General features: G+C 43.1%; 9 protein-coding genes and 1 pseudogene. 3 read left to right on the top strand and 7 right to left on the bottom strand.

The features are described from left to right. Positions 1-5 precede the first annotated feature (5 nt). From DW862_RS17395 to DW862_RS17365, 7 genes are all read right to left on the bottom strand, one after another. A complete protein-coding gene (locus DW862_RS17395) occupies positions 6-2,468 on the bottom strand; it encodes a DUF4906 domain-containing protein (RefSeq protein ID WP_243636507.1) in 2,463 nt (820 codons plus the stop codon). A 9-nt stretch (positions 2,469-2,477) separates the two neighbouring features. Then, a complete protein-coding gene (locus DW862_RS17390; RefSeq protein ID WP_087318491.1) occupies positions 2,478-3,620 on the bottom strand; it encodes a FimB/Mfa2 family fimbrial subunit in 1,143 nt (380 codons plus the stop codon). A gap of 21 nt (positions 3,621-3,641) precedes the next feature. After that, a complete protein-coding gene (locus DW862_RS17385) occupies positions 3,642-4,853 on the bottom strand; it encodes a hypothetical protein (RefSeq protein WP_243636506.1) in 1,212 nt (403 codons plus the stop codon). Between the two features lie 344 nt (positions 4,854-5,197). Further along, a complete protein-coding gene (locus tag DW862_RS17380) occupies positions 5,198-6,547 on the bottom strand; it encodes a membrane lipoprotein lipid attachment site-containing protein (protein WP_120069611.1) in 1,350 nt (449 codons plus the stop codon). A 194-nt stretch (positions 6,548-6,741) separates the two neighbouring features. Then, positions 6,742-8,289 (bottom strand): DUF3868 domain-containing protein, encoded by a 1,548-nt coding sequence (locus DW862_RS17375; protein ID WP_120069608.1) that lies wholly within the window; start codon positions 8,287-8,289, stop codon positions 6,742-6,744. A 10-nt stretch (positions 8,290-8,299) separates the two neighbouring features. Then, positions 8,300-8,887 carry a DUF3575 domain-containing protein gene (locus DW862_RS17370; RefSeq protein ID WP_087318487.1) on the bottom strand — a complete coding sequence of 196 codons (588 nt, stop codon included), beginning with the start codon at positions 8,885-8,887 and terminating at the stop codon, positions 8,300-8,302. A gap of 437 nt (positions 8,888-9,324) precedes the next feature. Then, positions 9,325-10,503: a site-specific integrase gene (locus DW862_RS17365; RefSeq protein WP_120069604.1), complete on the bottom strand. Its 1,179-nt coding sequence runs from the start codon at positions 10,501-10,503 to the stop codon at positions 9,325-9,327. Positions 10,504-10,725: 222 nt separating this feature from the next. On the opposite strand from DW862_RS17365, the gene DW862_RS17360 reads away from it, so the two are divergent. The 3 genes and pseudogenes from DW862_RS17360 to DW862_RS26420 all read left to right on the top strand — a co-directional run. Continuing rightward, positions 10,726-11,730, top strand: coding sequence for an aldo/keto reductase (locus tag DW862_RS17360; RefSeq protein WP_120069602.1), 1,005 nt, complete (start codon positions 10,726-10,728; stop codon positions 11,728-11,730). Between the two features lie 243 nt (positions 11,731-11,973). After that, complete coding sequence (locus tag DW862_RS17355; protein WP_120069599.1) at positions 11,974-13,173, top strand: hypothetical protein; 1,200 nt, start codon at positions 11,974-11,976, stop codon at positions 13,171-13,173. A gap of 296 nt (positions 13,174-13,469) precedes the next feature. Beyond that, a pseudogene (locus DW862_RS26420) lies at positions 13,470-13,754 on the top strand (transposase); the annotation flags it as partial. Positions 13,755-14,906: the final 1,152 nt, after the last annotated feature.

Genomic DNA, 14,906 nt, shown 5'->3' with positions numbered 1-14,906 from the left:
TGTAACTAATTATTTTGGTAATAAGAATCTGATGTTATCTCGCGATATCCCAAACTGCCTTTTTCGTTCATGTATACATAAAATACCAGTCCGATAACATCCGGCGTATCATTAGGGAGGATGTTCAGTTCCACGTCATATTCACGTTGGCTGTCATTTATAGTGGTGGCGATTGTGCTTTCTTCACCACGGGAAGCACCAAGATAGGTATATCGAACTTTAAGTTCAGCCCCTACAGGCATAGGTACGTCATCAGGAGTGAGTTCAATATGTATGGTATACTTGCCTCCCCCTTTTTTAATTCTATTATTATCTTCCAGATTATTGATACTTAGTCTTCCTCTGATGCTATATCTGTTCTGTTTTATAGTGAAATAATAAGTAGTCTCTTCACCGGTGAAGTGCATGGAAGTGAACTTCACTCCAAAGGTGCGGTCTTCGGTCCTTGATTCTCTGCGTGCGATGTACGCTTTGGGAGTCTGGGTATAAGAACCTTCGATTTCGTGCGTCACTCCTATGGCTAAAGGCTTGAATGAGAAGTCCTCGAAATTGGTGGAGGTTCCTGCGTGGTCTCCGCCCTGGATAAGTTCCATTTTCCAGTATGGCACGTTGCTGTCCACATAGAAAGACAGTCCGTTGACGGCTGCCCCCTTATAGTCTACGGAAGTAGGAGGATTGATTGTTATACGAGCTTCAGGAATGCTGTTTCTTACGCAACGAACGGTATATCCTTGTCCGGGAGCGGCTGCGTCGAGTGCTGCTGCTGTCGGATTCCGGCTGTCGAAGGAGAATGCCTTGTTGTTTTCCGTGCTCCAATAGTTTCCGTTGTAATTATGGGAGGAAACCAGCACTCCGCTTTCATTGCGGTACTTGACGTTGGGTATCAGCAGTTCATGAAAAGAACGGTATCCATTATCATTTTTACTTTCTGCCCCGTTTGCTGCCTTCATCAATATGGCATATTCGGTAGGATTGGCCATGTGCCACTGTTGGTTGTCTACCTTCCCTTCCGCGCCTATCTGATGAGGGGATAATGCTGCCAGACGGCAGGGATCTCCCTTACCCTGTGCTACCAGTTCGAGCGTATTCCCTGACGGGATATTGCTCGCATCCGTGATATAAGGGACATCATTCCAGCTACCGATACCCGTCACATTGAAATTTCCGGGATACCAAATTACATCGTTGGTCGTTTCAACAGCCGTCGGGGCAGTGAATTCCTGCTCTGTAGTAGCCGTAGCATCATTACCGGTAGCTATCAGGCTGCCGTATTTGAACAGGGCATCGTGGTAGGCGTCGCCTTTATATACTTTAAGTATGCCGGAATAAGCCGTGTAGTCACTCCACACATTGACATTCTTGTTGAAGTCCGCCTCCCGGTCACTCACGATGACCAGTCCTTCTACCGGAGCCCAATTAACCGCGATATTGTACAGTTTGACAGGTTCAATCACCACATAGATGCCTTTGCTGCCTATTTGCTTAATTGTAGCATACACATTGTAATTGGTATTACGAAGGAGCCTGAAATTAGCATCTCCTTCACGAAGCAGTATCTTGTACGTAGTGGGTATGCCCCCGTAGGTTGCGTTGATAAATATATAAGCGGCATAATCTGGGTCGGCGGCTTTTGTCTCGTCGTCTGCTCCATCCTTATAGAACGATTTTTCCGCAATAATGGCGGTAGGAAAGGGGTGGTACTGTTTGCTGTTGTACACCTTGTCTCCCCCGGATGCGGAAATGGTCATTTCGGGACCGTTGAAGAGATTCAGATTGGTATTGTCGGTATCCTGTTGGTCTATCAGATAACTGTAACGCGGTATATTGCTAACCTGCACGTTGCTGATTTTTATTTCTTCCGTCACCGCATCGTCCTGTCGCAAAAACACGGATACTTGCGACATCACGCGGGGCATATCGATGCTTGCGGTTGTGGATGCTGTCGTGAAATCACCTTTGTATCTGCCGCCTTCCGAATTGTATACGGGGCGCAGTTGCGCCACTCCTTGTCCGGACGTCGTTCCCGGTTGAATCTTTATCTCTCCCAGATTGGCCAACGGCATATTGCCGGAGGTCAGCGCGCTGCTTTGCCAGTCGAATCCGGCGCCGTCGATATCCGTACGCTTCGTCACGGCATTCAGTTTCTCCGTCAGTTCGGGCGTCTCGTTGATGATGGCGGCGAAAGAATATACTCCCGGGCTGACAGCAAGATTGAACAACCCGCTGTCGTCAACGTTCAGCGTCCCGTTGGAAGTGGTATAATTATTTAATAATGTCTCATTCTGAAAGAGCATGAAACGCACTTTCTCTATGGTCACTCCCTCCACCACGCTGCCGGTAAGGGCTTTGGTCTTTATCTGTACGGTCACTTTCTCCGCTTCAGGCAGGTTCATCACAGCGGATTCTTTGGCGCAGCCCGACAGGAGCGCGGCCGCGGCCAATGCCAGTATTCTATATCTTATTCTCATTTTCATATCCTATTCAGCAGGTTTCACGTTCACAATTTCCCATTCTCCGATAAAGATTCTGATGTTCAGGTTAGCGCCGATGCGTACTTCCACCGGATGTTCGTATATCCGGTCGAAATCGCTCTGCGATTGGTAGATATACGCTCCCGTGTCGGGGTTGCGTGCCTTGAACAGCATACTGACGATGTCAATCGGCTGTTCCGGAATCCTGCGTCCGCCGGGTGTCTCGATATATAAAAGCACCGGGCGGTCCATTGTCAGCCGCAATACCTTGATGTCGGCAGAGAGCGTGTTCGCGTCCATCAATGTCTTGAATGGAGAGTAGCGGACGGAGCGGGTGTACCCGTCAAATGTGTTGTCGGACTTATACCTCTCGTCGGTAGCAACCGCCCACAGTTTGAAGTCCGTATCCCGGTTCGCGGCGGGCGTGTCCCGGACTTCCGGCGTGAGATGTTCCAGTCCGCTTAAAGTGACTTTCAGTAGGTTGGTGTTGCGGATCAGTTCGATGCGGCGTGCGGTGACCACGCTGTTTTTAACTTCCACGGTTTCATAGGTATACATATCGCTTTGGGGATGGCGGGAGCCTGCCGCGCCATACCACAGGTCGTTTATCTCCTCTGCTTCCGGAACAAGTTCTTCGGGCAGTCCGGATGCCGTCCGGCATTTTAAGAACATATAGAGGTCGTCCGCCATTGTCGCTCCCAGCGTGACGTCTTTCCTTAAATTATGGCTTGCCGGATTTTTCATTTCTCCATGAAAATAAGTAGTGTTGTCTTTCTGCCCGTTATCCGCCCATGATATAATTCTGTATTTTCCCGGCGGCACTTTATCCAGATTCATCACATACTCGTCAGAGAGCTTTCCCCACGGGTTCGGTTTTGACACCGTCTGTATCTGTCCGTTTTGCAGGTAACTATATTCCAGTTTGTCTCCGTTGTCTGTCGCGTGGAGTTGAAGTATGCCCTCCGTGTCAAACAGGTACACGTGAATCCGCCGCACCTTTTCGCCGAAGAGATTGCCGTTGCCGGTATGATGGGTGAAGTAGAAATCGAGTCTGAGTCCCGAAAAGCAATCTTCCGTGTTCTCTTTGGTGCATCCTGCGAAAAGAGATGCAGTAATCAGGAGTATTCCTATGAAATATGTTTTATTCATTCTTTCTTTTATTTTCTCCGGTTAAAGTTCTACTTCCAAGTCTTTGTCTCTCCACTTGGAGACACGAAGCCCGAGTGCTAGATCTGCGCCTTCAGGTTCGGGCACGTGAGACGTCTGATCGAAATCTTTGATGATGGGATCTGACTCCGTCACTTTATCGCCATCGGTAATGCGAACGTCCAAACCCAATGACCATGGGGTGATAACGACATCATCAAGGTCGAGGGAATAGCAATACCCCGGCTTAAATGCGTTGATAATTTCATTATTACTTTTGTCGCTGAATGCCCTGACCGTCAGCCAGCGTTTTATCTTATCGGTACTAAAGCCCATAATCAGATGAGGCATTCCGTCTTTGATTTGTTGCAAAGTAGCGTCTGCCGCCACCGATTGGGGAAAAAGATGAAAAGCGTTCACCTTTGTAGTCTCTGATGTTCTTGCGTCATACATATTGGACTGCTGTCCTCCTTTCTTGTATTCAGCAAAACCTGTGGTCATGTTCCAGTCGGAGATACCATCGTTAGTGTTCTCTATGATGGTGGCGGCGTTGAGGCTCGGCTTGAAATAATTCATATAAAAATAGAATCCGGTTGGCGTGCTGTTGATATCGAAGCCGTCGGGGAAGGGCGACCGGATGAGCCGGACACGATAGGAATAGATAGCGGCAGCGGTAGCGTCCGTTCCGTATTTCTTCCTGAAATTCTCCCGCGCGCCTGCTTCGGCTACGGTGATATCGGCTTCGGTGAAGTTCTTGATTTTGTCTCTGCCTGCGGTTCCGTCCGTCCAGTCGAATGAAGCGCCTGTGGTTGCAGGGTTGGTGACCACGATTTCGCCCGGTATGATTTCAAACCGGCTCAATACGGGAGCCACTTCCACGATGGCTTTCACCTTGACGGAGAAAGGGTCCGATTCCTCGGGGATGACGATAATTTCTTTGGTAACTCCTTCGTAAGGAATCTCTGTCCGGTTCATGGTAGGGGCGGGCGGGTCGTCCTGGCTGCTCACCTGTAACTGGTTGATAAGCGGATTCTCCTCTTTAAACCGGTTTATCGTCACTTTCACGTATTGGGTTGTTACCGGAATCTTGGGTATGGAGAGTCTTGCCAACTTTCCGGTGGCGGTATTCCTGATGCCAGCAATCTCTGCATCGGTGGCTGTATAGGTGAATATGGGGGCGGCTTCAAGAGATTTATATAAATCGACTTTCAGCGTTTTTACCTCTGTGAAAGGCAATACATATCCCTCTCCGTCGTTGCCGGTGATAGGGTCATCTACGGCTCTGGTGGAGACGCTGCCTAACGATAAATTAATTTGTAGCTCGATACCGGAGTCTTCCGGCGAAGAAACGCGGCTCTCCTAGCTACAACCTGTCAGTATGGCAATCAACCCTACGAAAAAGACTTTTCTCATAATTCTGCATCAAAAAATGAATCTCATACTAACCGTTACAGGGTGCGGTTATCACCCGTTGCCGTTATTCTTTCCGGGGGAAGGGAGACGGCTTTGTGAAGGGAAGTGGTAATCAGCCACGTCCCCCCTTTTTTTATGCGTCGTTTAACGTCCGGTAATGGTCGTAATTACCACTCGGGTTTCACGTTGACAATAGTCCACTCGGTGATCTTGACAAGAACGTCGAGGTCTTTGCCTACCGGTTCCGGATTCGGGTCTGTCGGGTCTACGGGTTCCGGTATTTCAGGACCTGGTATATCGTTGTTAGTGGTAACTTTCAGCTTGGCGGAATATTGATTGATATTAATATCGGTGGCATTCAGTACGTATACTTTGCCGGCGTCGAAAGAGGTAACCAATACATCCGCAGCTTTCAATGCACGGATTGTCAGCCATCGGGGGGCGGTTGCACCGTTTGCTTTAGTGGTAAGTTTCAGAACGAAGTGCGGCATACTTGTTTTTACATCGGTGGTGCTGGCACCTGTGCCGTTTGTCGCTGTTTGAGGGAATAAATTGTATGCGATAACTTTGTCTGCTTCTACAGTGGTATCGAACATTTTTTCCATATCGCCACCTATTTTATATTTTTCCTTAGCAGCATCGTTCCAGTTGCCTGCACCGTCGTTGGCATTTAAGACTAAATCTCCATCTTTGGTGAGAGGTATATTATTCATATAATATTCGTCAATACTTTCAATCGTGTATGCGTCATCGTATGCATACGTGACGGTGTATTTGAAGCTCCATGTCGAAGGATCCGCAGTTCCCGGATTCGCTTTTCTCCACGCTTCTTGAGCGGCCTTTTCTGCCGCTGTAATTGTAGCATCGCTTACATGGGCTTTAGCCTGGTCTTTTGTTCCGTCTGCAACTCCGCTTGGTAGTATACCGCTTGCCGAACTATTCACCTTAATGTCTGATGCCTTGCCGTGAAACTCGAAACGTGACAATACAGGCGCCACTGAAACTTCGACACTGTAAAGGTCGTTCGTATTGTCGCCTATTCTTTCCCCTCCTGGTGTTTTCAATGTGATATCTTCAGGTGTACCACGATATTCCATCTTCGTGTATCCTATCTGCAAGTCATTGATGTCGGCAGCGCTCTTATCGACGTTCATATAAACGTTCACTTTAGTCGTAGCGCTGGGAATGTTGCTAATATTAACGGGTTTGCGGCCTGCAGCAGCGGCAGTCTGGTCGTCACCTTTTGCCGTAGCTACCTGCTCGGGTGTAAAGTCATACGTGCCAAGCGAAGCATCGGATGCGTTGAAATACTCGATGGTAATGTTTTGAATATTGCTTCTGACCGCTGTTATTGCTGTGGTCACTTCGTCATCGCTCATTCTCGTTTTAGGAGTAGCGACATCAAAAGAAAAATCGAGTGATTTCAGGTTCGTTGTTTCTTGGGTCACCTCGTTGTTCTCATTGGAGCAAGCGGAGAGAGTGGCGGCGAATAAAGCCATGAAAATAATTTTCTTCATTGTTTTTATAAATAAAATGTTTAATAATTGCGTCAGCTTTTGCTTTAGCTTTTGTTTTGCCCGTTTGATAGTTTGGTCCCTAAACAAACTATAGGTGAATGCTTACCTGTAGGAGGTTGTTTTTTGTTATGCTTTCCTGTTTTTTTAAAGTGTTTATAAATCAGTTATTTATCTCTGTTATTAATCTTTGTTGTTCATCTCTGCTGTTTTTTCTTTGACTGTTGTTGCCTGATAAGAATGGTATTCTCCTGTTTCTTTGTCATTTCTGCCAGATTTTGTTTGGCTTCCGGCAGTCCGGCTTCCGTTGCTTTGTTCAGGTGTGATGCTGCTTTGTCATAGTTGCCGCAAAGCGTTTCCAGTACTCCCATTGTGTTGTGGTATTCGGGGATATCGAGTGATTTTTCTATTTTGCTCAAATATCGCTTGGCGTAGACCGTATCTTTGCGTGACAACGCGGCTGCTGCTGCATTCAGATTGGCGGTCACGTCGTCGGGATATAGTTTTACGGCAGTTTCGAACAGGTCGATAAACTCTTGTGATCCCTTTTCGTAGGTGTTGGCAACAAGGAACATCTCATTCAAGCTAAGGTTTTGCGGACGGCTTTTGAATACCTCTTTAGCCTGTTCGATGCTGAAATTTCTGACGTCAAAGTCAATCTTACAAATCGCTTTGCGAAGCAAGGGGCAGAACTCCCGGATGATGTATCTGTATGGCTCGCCGCCTTTCAGATTCATCAATGTTTTTTTGCGCCTCACTTGGTCAGCGTAGCCACATTCGGCCGGGAAAGACCCGATGAACTCCAATACTTCTTTACGATACGGCATTTGGGATGCCTCTACACATTCTTTGAGTCCGTCCCAGTTCTCACCCCCGAAAGCGACTTGGTATAAACTCCGCGGATAATCGAATCGTGAAGCCAAATAACCGGTCAGTGCTTTGGCCCGGCCTTCGGACAACCGTTGATTGTTGGACAGCAAGCCTTCCGGTGAAGCGTAACCGATTACGTTGATTGCGCGGACTGTGACGTCCGGGTCGTCTTTTATCTCGGCAACGAGGTCGGTGACTTTCTTCAGTTCCTGCGGATTGTTCATGTAATCGGGGCGGATATCGGTCTTGTTTACAACGAAATCCAGAAAAGCCTCGCTGATGATTTCGCGTCTTTTTACCGGTTCGACGACAGGTTGCACGTATGCCATGCTGGGAGTTATTTCGTACGGCTCTATTATTTTCTCTAGCGTTATACGGTTGGCAAGCATGGTGATGCCTATCCTCCGCGCAGGATTGCCGCAGCCGCAAAGGTCTTCATACATATCCAGCTTTGCGTCCGCCATCCACGGATTGTATTTCACGGCTACGCTGTATGCAATTGTTTTTGCGTTCCCCGATTTGAATCCGGGGACGACTGCATACGGAGCTTCTGCGGCATACGCCGCTTTTTCCCGGTTGCTCATCAAGGCGGTTTCCCGTCGGTACACGTTATAGTTTTCACGTCCTTTGACGACTACTTCGGGCAGGTCCAGTCTGTCGCCTGCCGCTACCAGAGCGGGAACCAGGCTGATCGAACGACGTGAATCTACGTTTACCCCGGAAATGTCGAAAGAGAGTTTCACGTACACTGAATCCCCTTCTTGTTGCAGGGACAGCGTCGTGACGTGTATTTTCCCGGAATACTCTTTTTGCTGTGCTGATGTGTTCGTGCAGAACAACAACACGATGACGAATAGCATATATTGTCTTTTCATGTTTGTTTGTCTATTTAAGGTAATATATCAGTGATATTCCCGCTTTCGTAGGACCGAAATAATTTCTGTTTTCTGTCCCGACCTTTTCGCCGCACTTTTGGCATTTGTACTTGTCATAGTGCAAGCGTGCATATCCGATTCCTAGATTGGCTTCAATACTCCATCGTATGCCTAGAAAGAAGTTGTAGCCGTATGAAATTCCCCCTCCGTAGCCATAGCCTTCGAAGCGGTATTCTTTAGAACCTTTCCCGAATATGAGTGGCAAATCCTGTTGCGCAATATTATATTGGCTACCGAGAACATGCACTCCGAGAAAGTGTCCGGAGAAGCGTTGGCATAGCCAGTAACGATATTCTATTTCGCCTAGCCAGTGGACTAGTTTTTTGTTGTTTTCAGCCGTTCCGTCAAGATTCCAGGGATTATAGCCGCCGCCTAAATCGAGTGTGCTTCTTTTACCCAAACCTATTTCAAGACTAAGATTCGGGGTATAGGTATAACCTCCGTAAAGTAAATTTGTTTTTATGGCTATATCCTGCGCTCTCGAGTATGAAACGAGGAGAGTTAGGATGAGGAGGGTGAAAATACTTCTTATTTTCATTATATTTACTTGTTGATTATTTTTGTATGTGTGTTTTTAAGCTTGTACTATTTTTCAGTTTGTTTTGTTAATTGAAAAAAATGTAATATCTGCCTATTCTTTCTCTTCAAAAGAGACGGAATAAAACTTGTGTTATGTGTGTAACTATCTTATAATTAGATGTATAGTTGTGCGCTTGGTTGAAAAAAGTTCCTTTTATTTATGAAATATGGGTAAATATATTTGCGGTAACTTGAATTTATAGTGAGCTGATTATTTTGAATATAGCTTAAACATTGTTTGAGAAATACTTGCGAGTAAAGATTTAAATTGTTTATTTTGCAAATAAATATTTTATTCCGTCTCTTTTGAAGAGAAAGAATTGCAGTGAACAATAATGTGTAAATCAATTGATTATGCATAGACTTTAATTCCATCTTGCAGTCCTGCATATATTCTTATATACCGGAAATCAGTTTGGCATTAGCATCATCAATCACGGACCTGTCAAGAGATGAGAGATATATTCGGGTTGTCTTTTCGCTATTATGTCCCATACTTTCACTGATGATTTGTGTAGATATACCTTTTTTCTTGGCTAGTGTAGCCCAACTATGGCGCGCCACGTATGAAGTCAAAGGTTTGGGAAGTCCCATGAAGCCGGAGATTTTCTTTAAATGAATATTATGAAGTCTCAAGGCACTATCATAATTCTGTGTACTTTCTGATAAAATAGGAAATAAGAAAGTTCCGTTACTGTAATGAGAGTATCTATCAATAATAGTTTTTAAGCATATTTCTAGTTTTATGCTAAGTTCTTGTCCGGTCTTATGGCGTCGGTAAATAATATATTCTCCTTGGATATTCTCTTTGGTTAGGTACGCCAGATCAATAAAAGCCATCCCTCGTGCATAAAAGCTGAACATAAACATATCGCGTGAAAAAGCCAATCGTGGTTTTGACGATAAATCCAATGTTTTTAATCTTGATATGACATCTTCGTCTATTGCCCGTTTGATGGTTTTATCATTGCCTACGAATACTTTTTTAAATGGATGCTTTTGTTCTGTATAGCTTTCTTCGACAGCTCTATTATAAATGGCTCTTAGGTTTCGCATATAGAATGAAATAGTATTATTACATATCTGCTGCTCTTTCAGATATCTTTCGTAGTCTGAAATAAGTTTAGGAGTCAGTTCTTCGAAAGAAATGTCAACTCCGTTTCTGAACCGGAGGAAACTTTTTACCGAAGCTATATATGATTTTGCGGTTCGGGGTTGGTTCTTGATATACAAATCATTTGTGACACTCTTGCTGAATACGGATAATAGGCTTTCACCTTGAATTTTTTTGAAAAGTTTGATGATGGTATCAATGTTGTTTTCACTTGTCAGAATGTGCTGAAGGTGTCGAATATCCCGGATGATGGAGTTTTCAATGAGCTGCAGTTCATATCTGCGCTGGTATTCGGCATTTGATATCGCAATTAGCGAACGCTTGTCATTCCACTCGTGTGAATGAATCTTATACGGAGTTGTTATCTCTCTGTATTCTTTATTCCTTGTCAACAGATAATAGATGGTTCCTTTCTTTTTCTTAATTGTTGATTCTCTAAATTTAACCTTGATAGTTATCATATTTTTCTATTTTTTTAGGTAACGTGGACTACCGGCTATTGTTTTTTGTAAGGGGTAGAACGGTTTTATATTTTTGTTTAATTGTCTCAAGTAAAGAGACTGTCAGGGTTGTTATGGAAATTTTATTTAAATAATGCTGCCGTAAAATTTAGGCTGGTTCAAAAGTATTATTAAAATATATTTTCCTTTCTTTGTGAAAGGAAAATATAAACATTCTGTTTTATGGAAAACTCTTTCAGTTATCAGCCGGCAGCCGGACGCTACGAACGGATGCCCTATAAATATTGTGGCAAGAGCGGCTTGCAGTTACCTTTAATCTCTTTGGGGTTGTGGCACAACTTCGGTAGTGTGGACAATTTCGATGTAGCTACCGACATGATTAAGTATGCTTTCGATCATGGTGTCACTCATTTCGACCTGGCGAACAATTACGGCCCTCTTCCCGGAAGTGCCGAAACTAATTTCGGACGAATCTTGCGCGAGAACTTCCAGGGCTACCGGGATGAAATGATTATCTCTTCCAAAGCCGGACATGACATGTGGGCTGGTCCTTATGGAGGGAATAGCTCCCGTAAAAATCTGATGGCGAGCATTGACCAAAGTCTCCGCCGGACAGGGTTGGAGTATTTCGACATCTTTTATAGCCATCGTTATGATGGAGTTACTCCGGTCGAGGAAACCATTCAGACATTGATTGATATCGTGAAACAAGGGAAAGCGCTGTATATCGGAATCTCCAAATATCCTCCCGAACAAGCACGTATGGCCTACGAAATGATGACAAAAGCCGGTGTTCCCTGTCTCATCAGCCAGTATCGGTATAGTATGTTCGACCGTGAGGTGGAGGCGGAAACACTTCCGCTGGCAGCAGAATATGGTTCCGGTTTCATCGCCTTTTCTCCTTTGGCGCAAGGACTGTTGACAGATAAATACCTGAATGGTATTCCGGAAGGTTCACGTGCCGCACGTTCTTCGGGTTTTCTCCAGCTTTCGCAAGTGACGCCTGAAAAGGTAGAAGCCGCCCGCCAGTTGAATGAAATAGCCCTCCGACGTGGACAAACACTTGCTGAAATGGCACTGGCATGGGTATTGAAAGACGAACGGATGACTTCGGTGATTGTGGGCGCAAGCTCTGTCAACCAGTTGGCCGACAATTTAAAAGCGTTGGATCATTTGGAATTCACGGCAGATGAGTTGAAAGAGATCGAACAGATTTTACCTGAATAATTTCAGCCTGAATCGTATGCTGATTTCACCTTATTATTGAAAACGATAAGGTGAAATCATTTATTTTAAGGATGCTCCTGTCCAGTCATATACATATTTCCTAGATTTAACCATGCGATTGCATCTCCTCTGGCTGCTGCTATTTTAAAATATTCAAAAGGTTTTTAAAGTCACTAGCATCTATATCATTTAATAACAAAAGAATGGAATATTATTGAGTAAAAAAACAGAAAAGTGTTAGGAATGCTCGAAAAAAATATATACATTCGTATAATATTCACCTTAAATACTTGTGATATGAAGCAATTAACTGTAGTATTCGCTCTGTTGTGTATTTTTGCTTGTAGTAGCGAAGATATTGTAAGTACCGTTGAGGAATCTGTAAAGCCGGCTAATGAAGTGGCTATACAAACTGTTAATTTGCTTGATAGCCTTGAAATTATGGATTATATTTATAGCATTATTGGACCGATGGCTAAGACACGATCAAATCTACCAGGGGGAGGGTATATTCTTCCTGATAATTGGGATTCTCAATTAACAGATGAACAGCGCGAATTGATCAGGAACTCTTTCCCACGACCTCTCTTTTCTGCTGAAAGGAATGCTTTTAGGAAATCGTTTCCTTTAGTTGAATATTCCAATACAGTTGTTATGAATTATCCGTCATCTGGATATAATTGTTTTGCCTATTCGTTGGGGTTTAATAATAAGTGGATAGAGTTTAGTACTTGGGATCAAGTAAGATATGGATATGAAAATGCGAGTTCCGTGTATCATGCCGCTTATGATTACATGAAAGGGGCAACCTCAATATCAAGATACTATCCTGTAGTTTGGGGTTGGGGAAATACCCCTCTGCATGCATCTCTTGGAGGTAGTCCCCATTGCGAGGCACCTTATTCTAAGATGGGGCGTATGTGGCTATTGTGGCACCTTGTAAGTGTGTTTTCTAATGGAATGTATGGAGTTCCTGTGGAAACCTATGGGGCAGTTTCTCCTACCCGTAGTCTAAGTGAAATAGATGCTAATGCAATGAAAGAAATAAGTGAGGATATTCACGAAAATATAATCTTCTCACCGGATGAGTTGATGATGATTGCTAGAAAAGTAAAAACATGTAGAGATAGTTCAAGGTTTGAATCTCTGTTTAATGAATGGAAGGAAGCATGGCATTACTCGCTTAGTAATAACACTGCTACTACAAGAAATTTACCTCAATATGCCGATTTAAAGGCTATGGGAAAAGAAATCATTCCATTATTGATTGAGAAGATGGTAACAGAAGAGGATAATTTCTTTGCAATAAGATTGTATGAAGATCTACAAGATAATCCTAATCTGATAATACGATATGCGAACGATGATCCACACCAACTTGAAGGATTACAACAAACAACCAAAAAAACTATAAAGAAGTGGTTAGAATATAATTCCAATTAAAGTTATCTTGGGAATGATAGGTTGTTGGATATTGCGTATACCTTTAAATTAAGAATATCGGCTCAAATTGGGCCGATATTTGAATATAAATATTCAAGAAATGGGATATCAATAATAATAGAGATAAGTCTGTTTTTAGGATCTTTTGCTGGAGTGTTTCTCGTTTGATTTTACTGTGAAAAACTTATTTGTAGTCTTAATCGAAAAATGGATTTTTGAGGTAAAGAAAATATGAATAATATTTCTCTGCTTTTGAAAGAACTGAATGTCATATGTGAGGATTATGAACGTAGGGAAAACTTACTGAATACTTTCAGTTCACATCGGATATACATCGTATGATTTATACCATAAATACAGTTGAGGACTGTCATCATCAGATACGGAAAGTGACAAAAAAACAAGGGCGTGTTCCCTAACAACACCGCCCTTAAAAAACTGTTTTACCTCGCTTATCGCAATATATGTAAGAAATGGACCATGTCATACTGGCTAACTGGGGAGCTAGTGCACGACAACTGGCGATAAAATTTGTAGATAGGTTTAAAATGTTGCAATTTTACGTCCGTTGGGACGGGTAGTCCTGCTCCTTGGCGCTGGCCGTTCCCCGACCGATGAGGTTTATAGAGAAAAATAATGCGTGACACAGTTTATTTTACACTACCTACATAGTTTAATTTACACATCTCCCTGCCTGGTGAATGATTCCTCTTGTTCTTTTCTTCTGCAAACGATTTTTCATTTTCATTTCTCATATTCTCATAAATAATACGGTAATTATATGTAAATCAATAATATAATAGTATGAGAAATAAAATATAAAATGGTATTTCTCATACTATTTCTATCATTTATCCTTAAAAATGATGCATTTCTCATAGGTTTTAAATCGTTTCTCATCTTATTCTCATACTCCTTTTATCTATTTTACTCCTTTCTCATGCATTATGGCTGTATCTTTTCCCAGACTCTCGTCGAACTTTACGATTATTCCTTTTTCTTATGTCGTTTATTAAGCAACTTCCTATTGTTTACTGCTTTCCTGTGTATCATGCACCTTATATCCTTATGCTTTTCCTTAATTATTACCATTTTTTCCTACTACTATCTGTATCGTTGCACTCGAGTGAACAGATCGTTTCACTCGAGTAGACGGTTCTTTCTACTCTAGTGCACAGGCCTGTTCACTCGAGTGCAACGATACAGATGCAGGTAGGAAAATATGCGAATGTCTGCTCTATATACTTTCAATAAGCACTGATAATATATTGTAAAGCTGTGTCTAGTCTGGTATTCAACCTGGTCTTTAGTTTAGGATCTAGCTTGAGAATTTATAGCATAAATAGTCAAAATACTATGAGAAATACCTTGAAAAGGTATGAGAAATGCACTGTTTTCAGTATAAAACGCTGGTAATACTATGAGAAATGCCTTTTTTATTTTATTTCTCATAGTGTTATATTGATGATTTACAGTTGATTATTGTGCAACCTATGAGAATATGAGAAATGAAAATGAGAAATCATTTCTAGTGGCGCTGCGTCGCTGAATATCCTGTATTCTGCTGGTCATGCCCAATTAACCATTCCAATTAATCCATCCCCTTTAATAATCCCCTTTAATAATCCCCTTTTGTAATGTCCCTTTGTGGTATATCCCTAGTATTCTTTTTACATTTCGTTCTTTTTCTTGTTTTCCTTCTATATCATCTTCTTGTCTCTTTCTTCCTGTTG

Source organism: Bacteroides sp. AM37-9, from assembly GCF_003603455.1.
Classification (GTDB): Bacteria; Bacteroidota; Bacteroidia; order Bacteroidales; family Bacteroidaceae; genus Bacteroides; species Bacteroides xylanisolvens.
The sequence above is the reverse complement of the archived record's forward strand: the minus strand, read 5'-3'. Positions and strand labels throughout refer to the sequence as shown.

Excerpts from the sequence above, each read along its gene's own strand:
- DW862_RS17395 (WP_243636507.1), bottom strand. The coding sequence starts at position 2,468 with ATGAGAATAAGATATAGAATACTGGCATTGGCCGCGGCCGCGCTCCTG.
- DW862_RS17375 (WP_120069608.1), bottom strand. The coding sequence starts at position 8,289 with ATGAAAAGACAATATATGCTATTCGTCATCGTGTTGTTGTTCTGCACG.
- DW862_RS17365 (WP_120069604.1), bottom strand. The coding sequence starts at position 10,503 with ATGATAACTATCAAGGTTAAATTTAGAGAATCAACAATTAAGAAAAAG.
- DW862_RS17370 (WP_087318487.1), bottom strand. The coding sequence starts at position 8,887 with ATGAAAATAAGAAGTATTTTCACCCTCCTCATCCTAACTCTCCTCGTT.
- DW862_RS17360 (WP_120069602.1), top strand. The coding sequence starts at position 10,726 with ATGGAAAACTCTTTCAGTTATCAGCCGGCAGCCGGACGCTACGAACGG.
- DW862_RS17355 (WP_120069599.1), top strand. The coding sequence starts at position 11,974 with ATGCTCGAAAAAAATATATACATTCGTATAATATTCACCTTAAATACT.
- DW862_RS17380 (WP_120069611.1), bottom strand. The coding sequence starts at position 6,547 with ATGAAGAAAATTATTTTCATGGCTTTATTCGCCGCCACTCTCTCCGCT.
- DW862_RS17390 (WP_087318491.1), bottom strand. The coding sequence starts at position 3,620 with ATGAATAAAACATATTTCATAGGAATACTCCTGATTACTGCATCTCTT.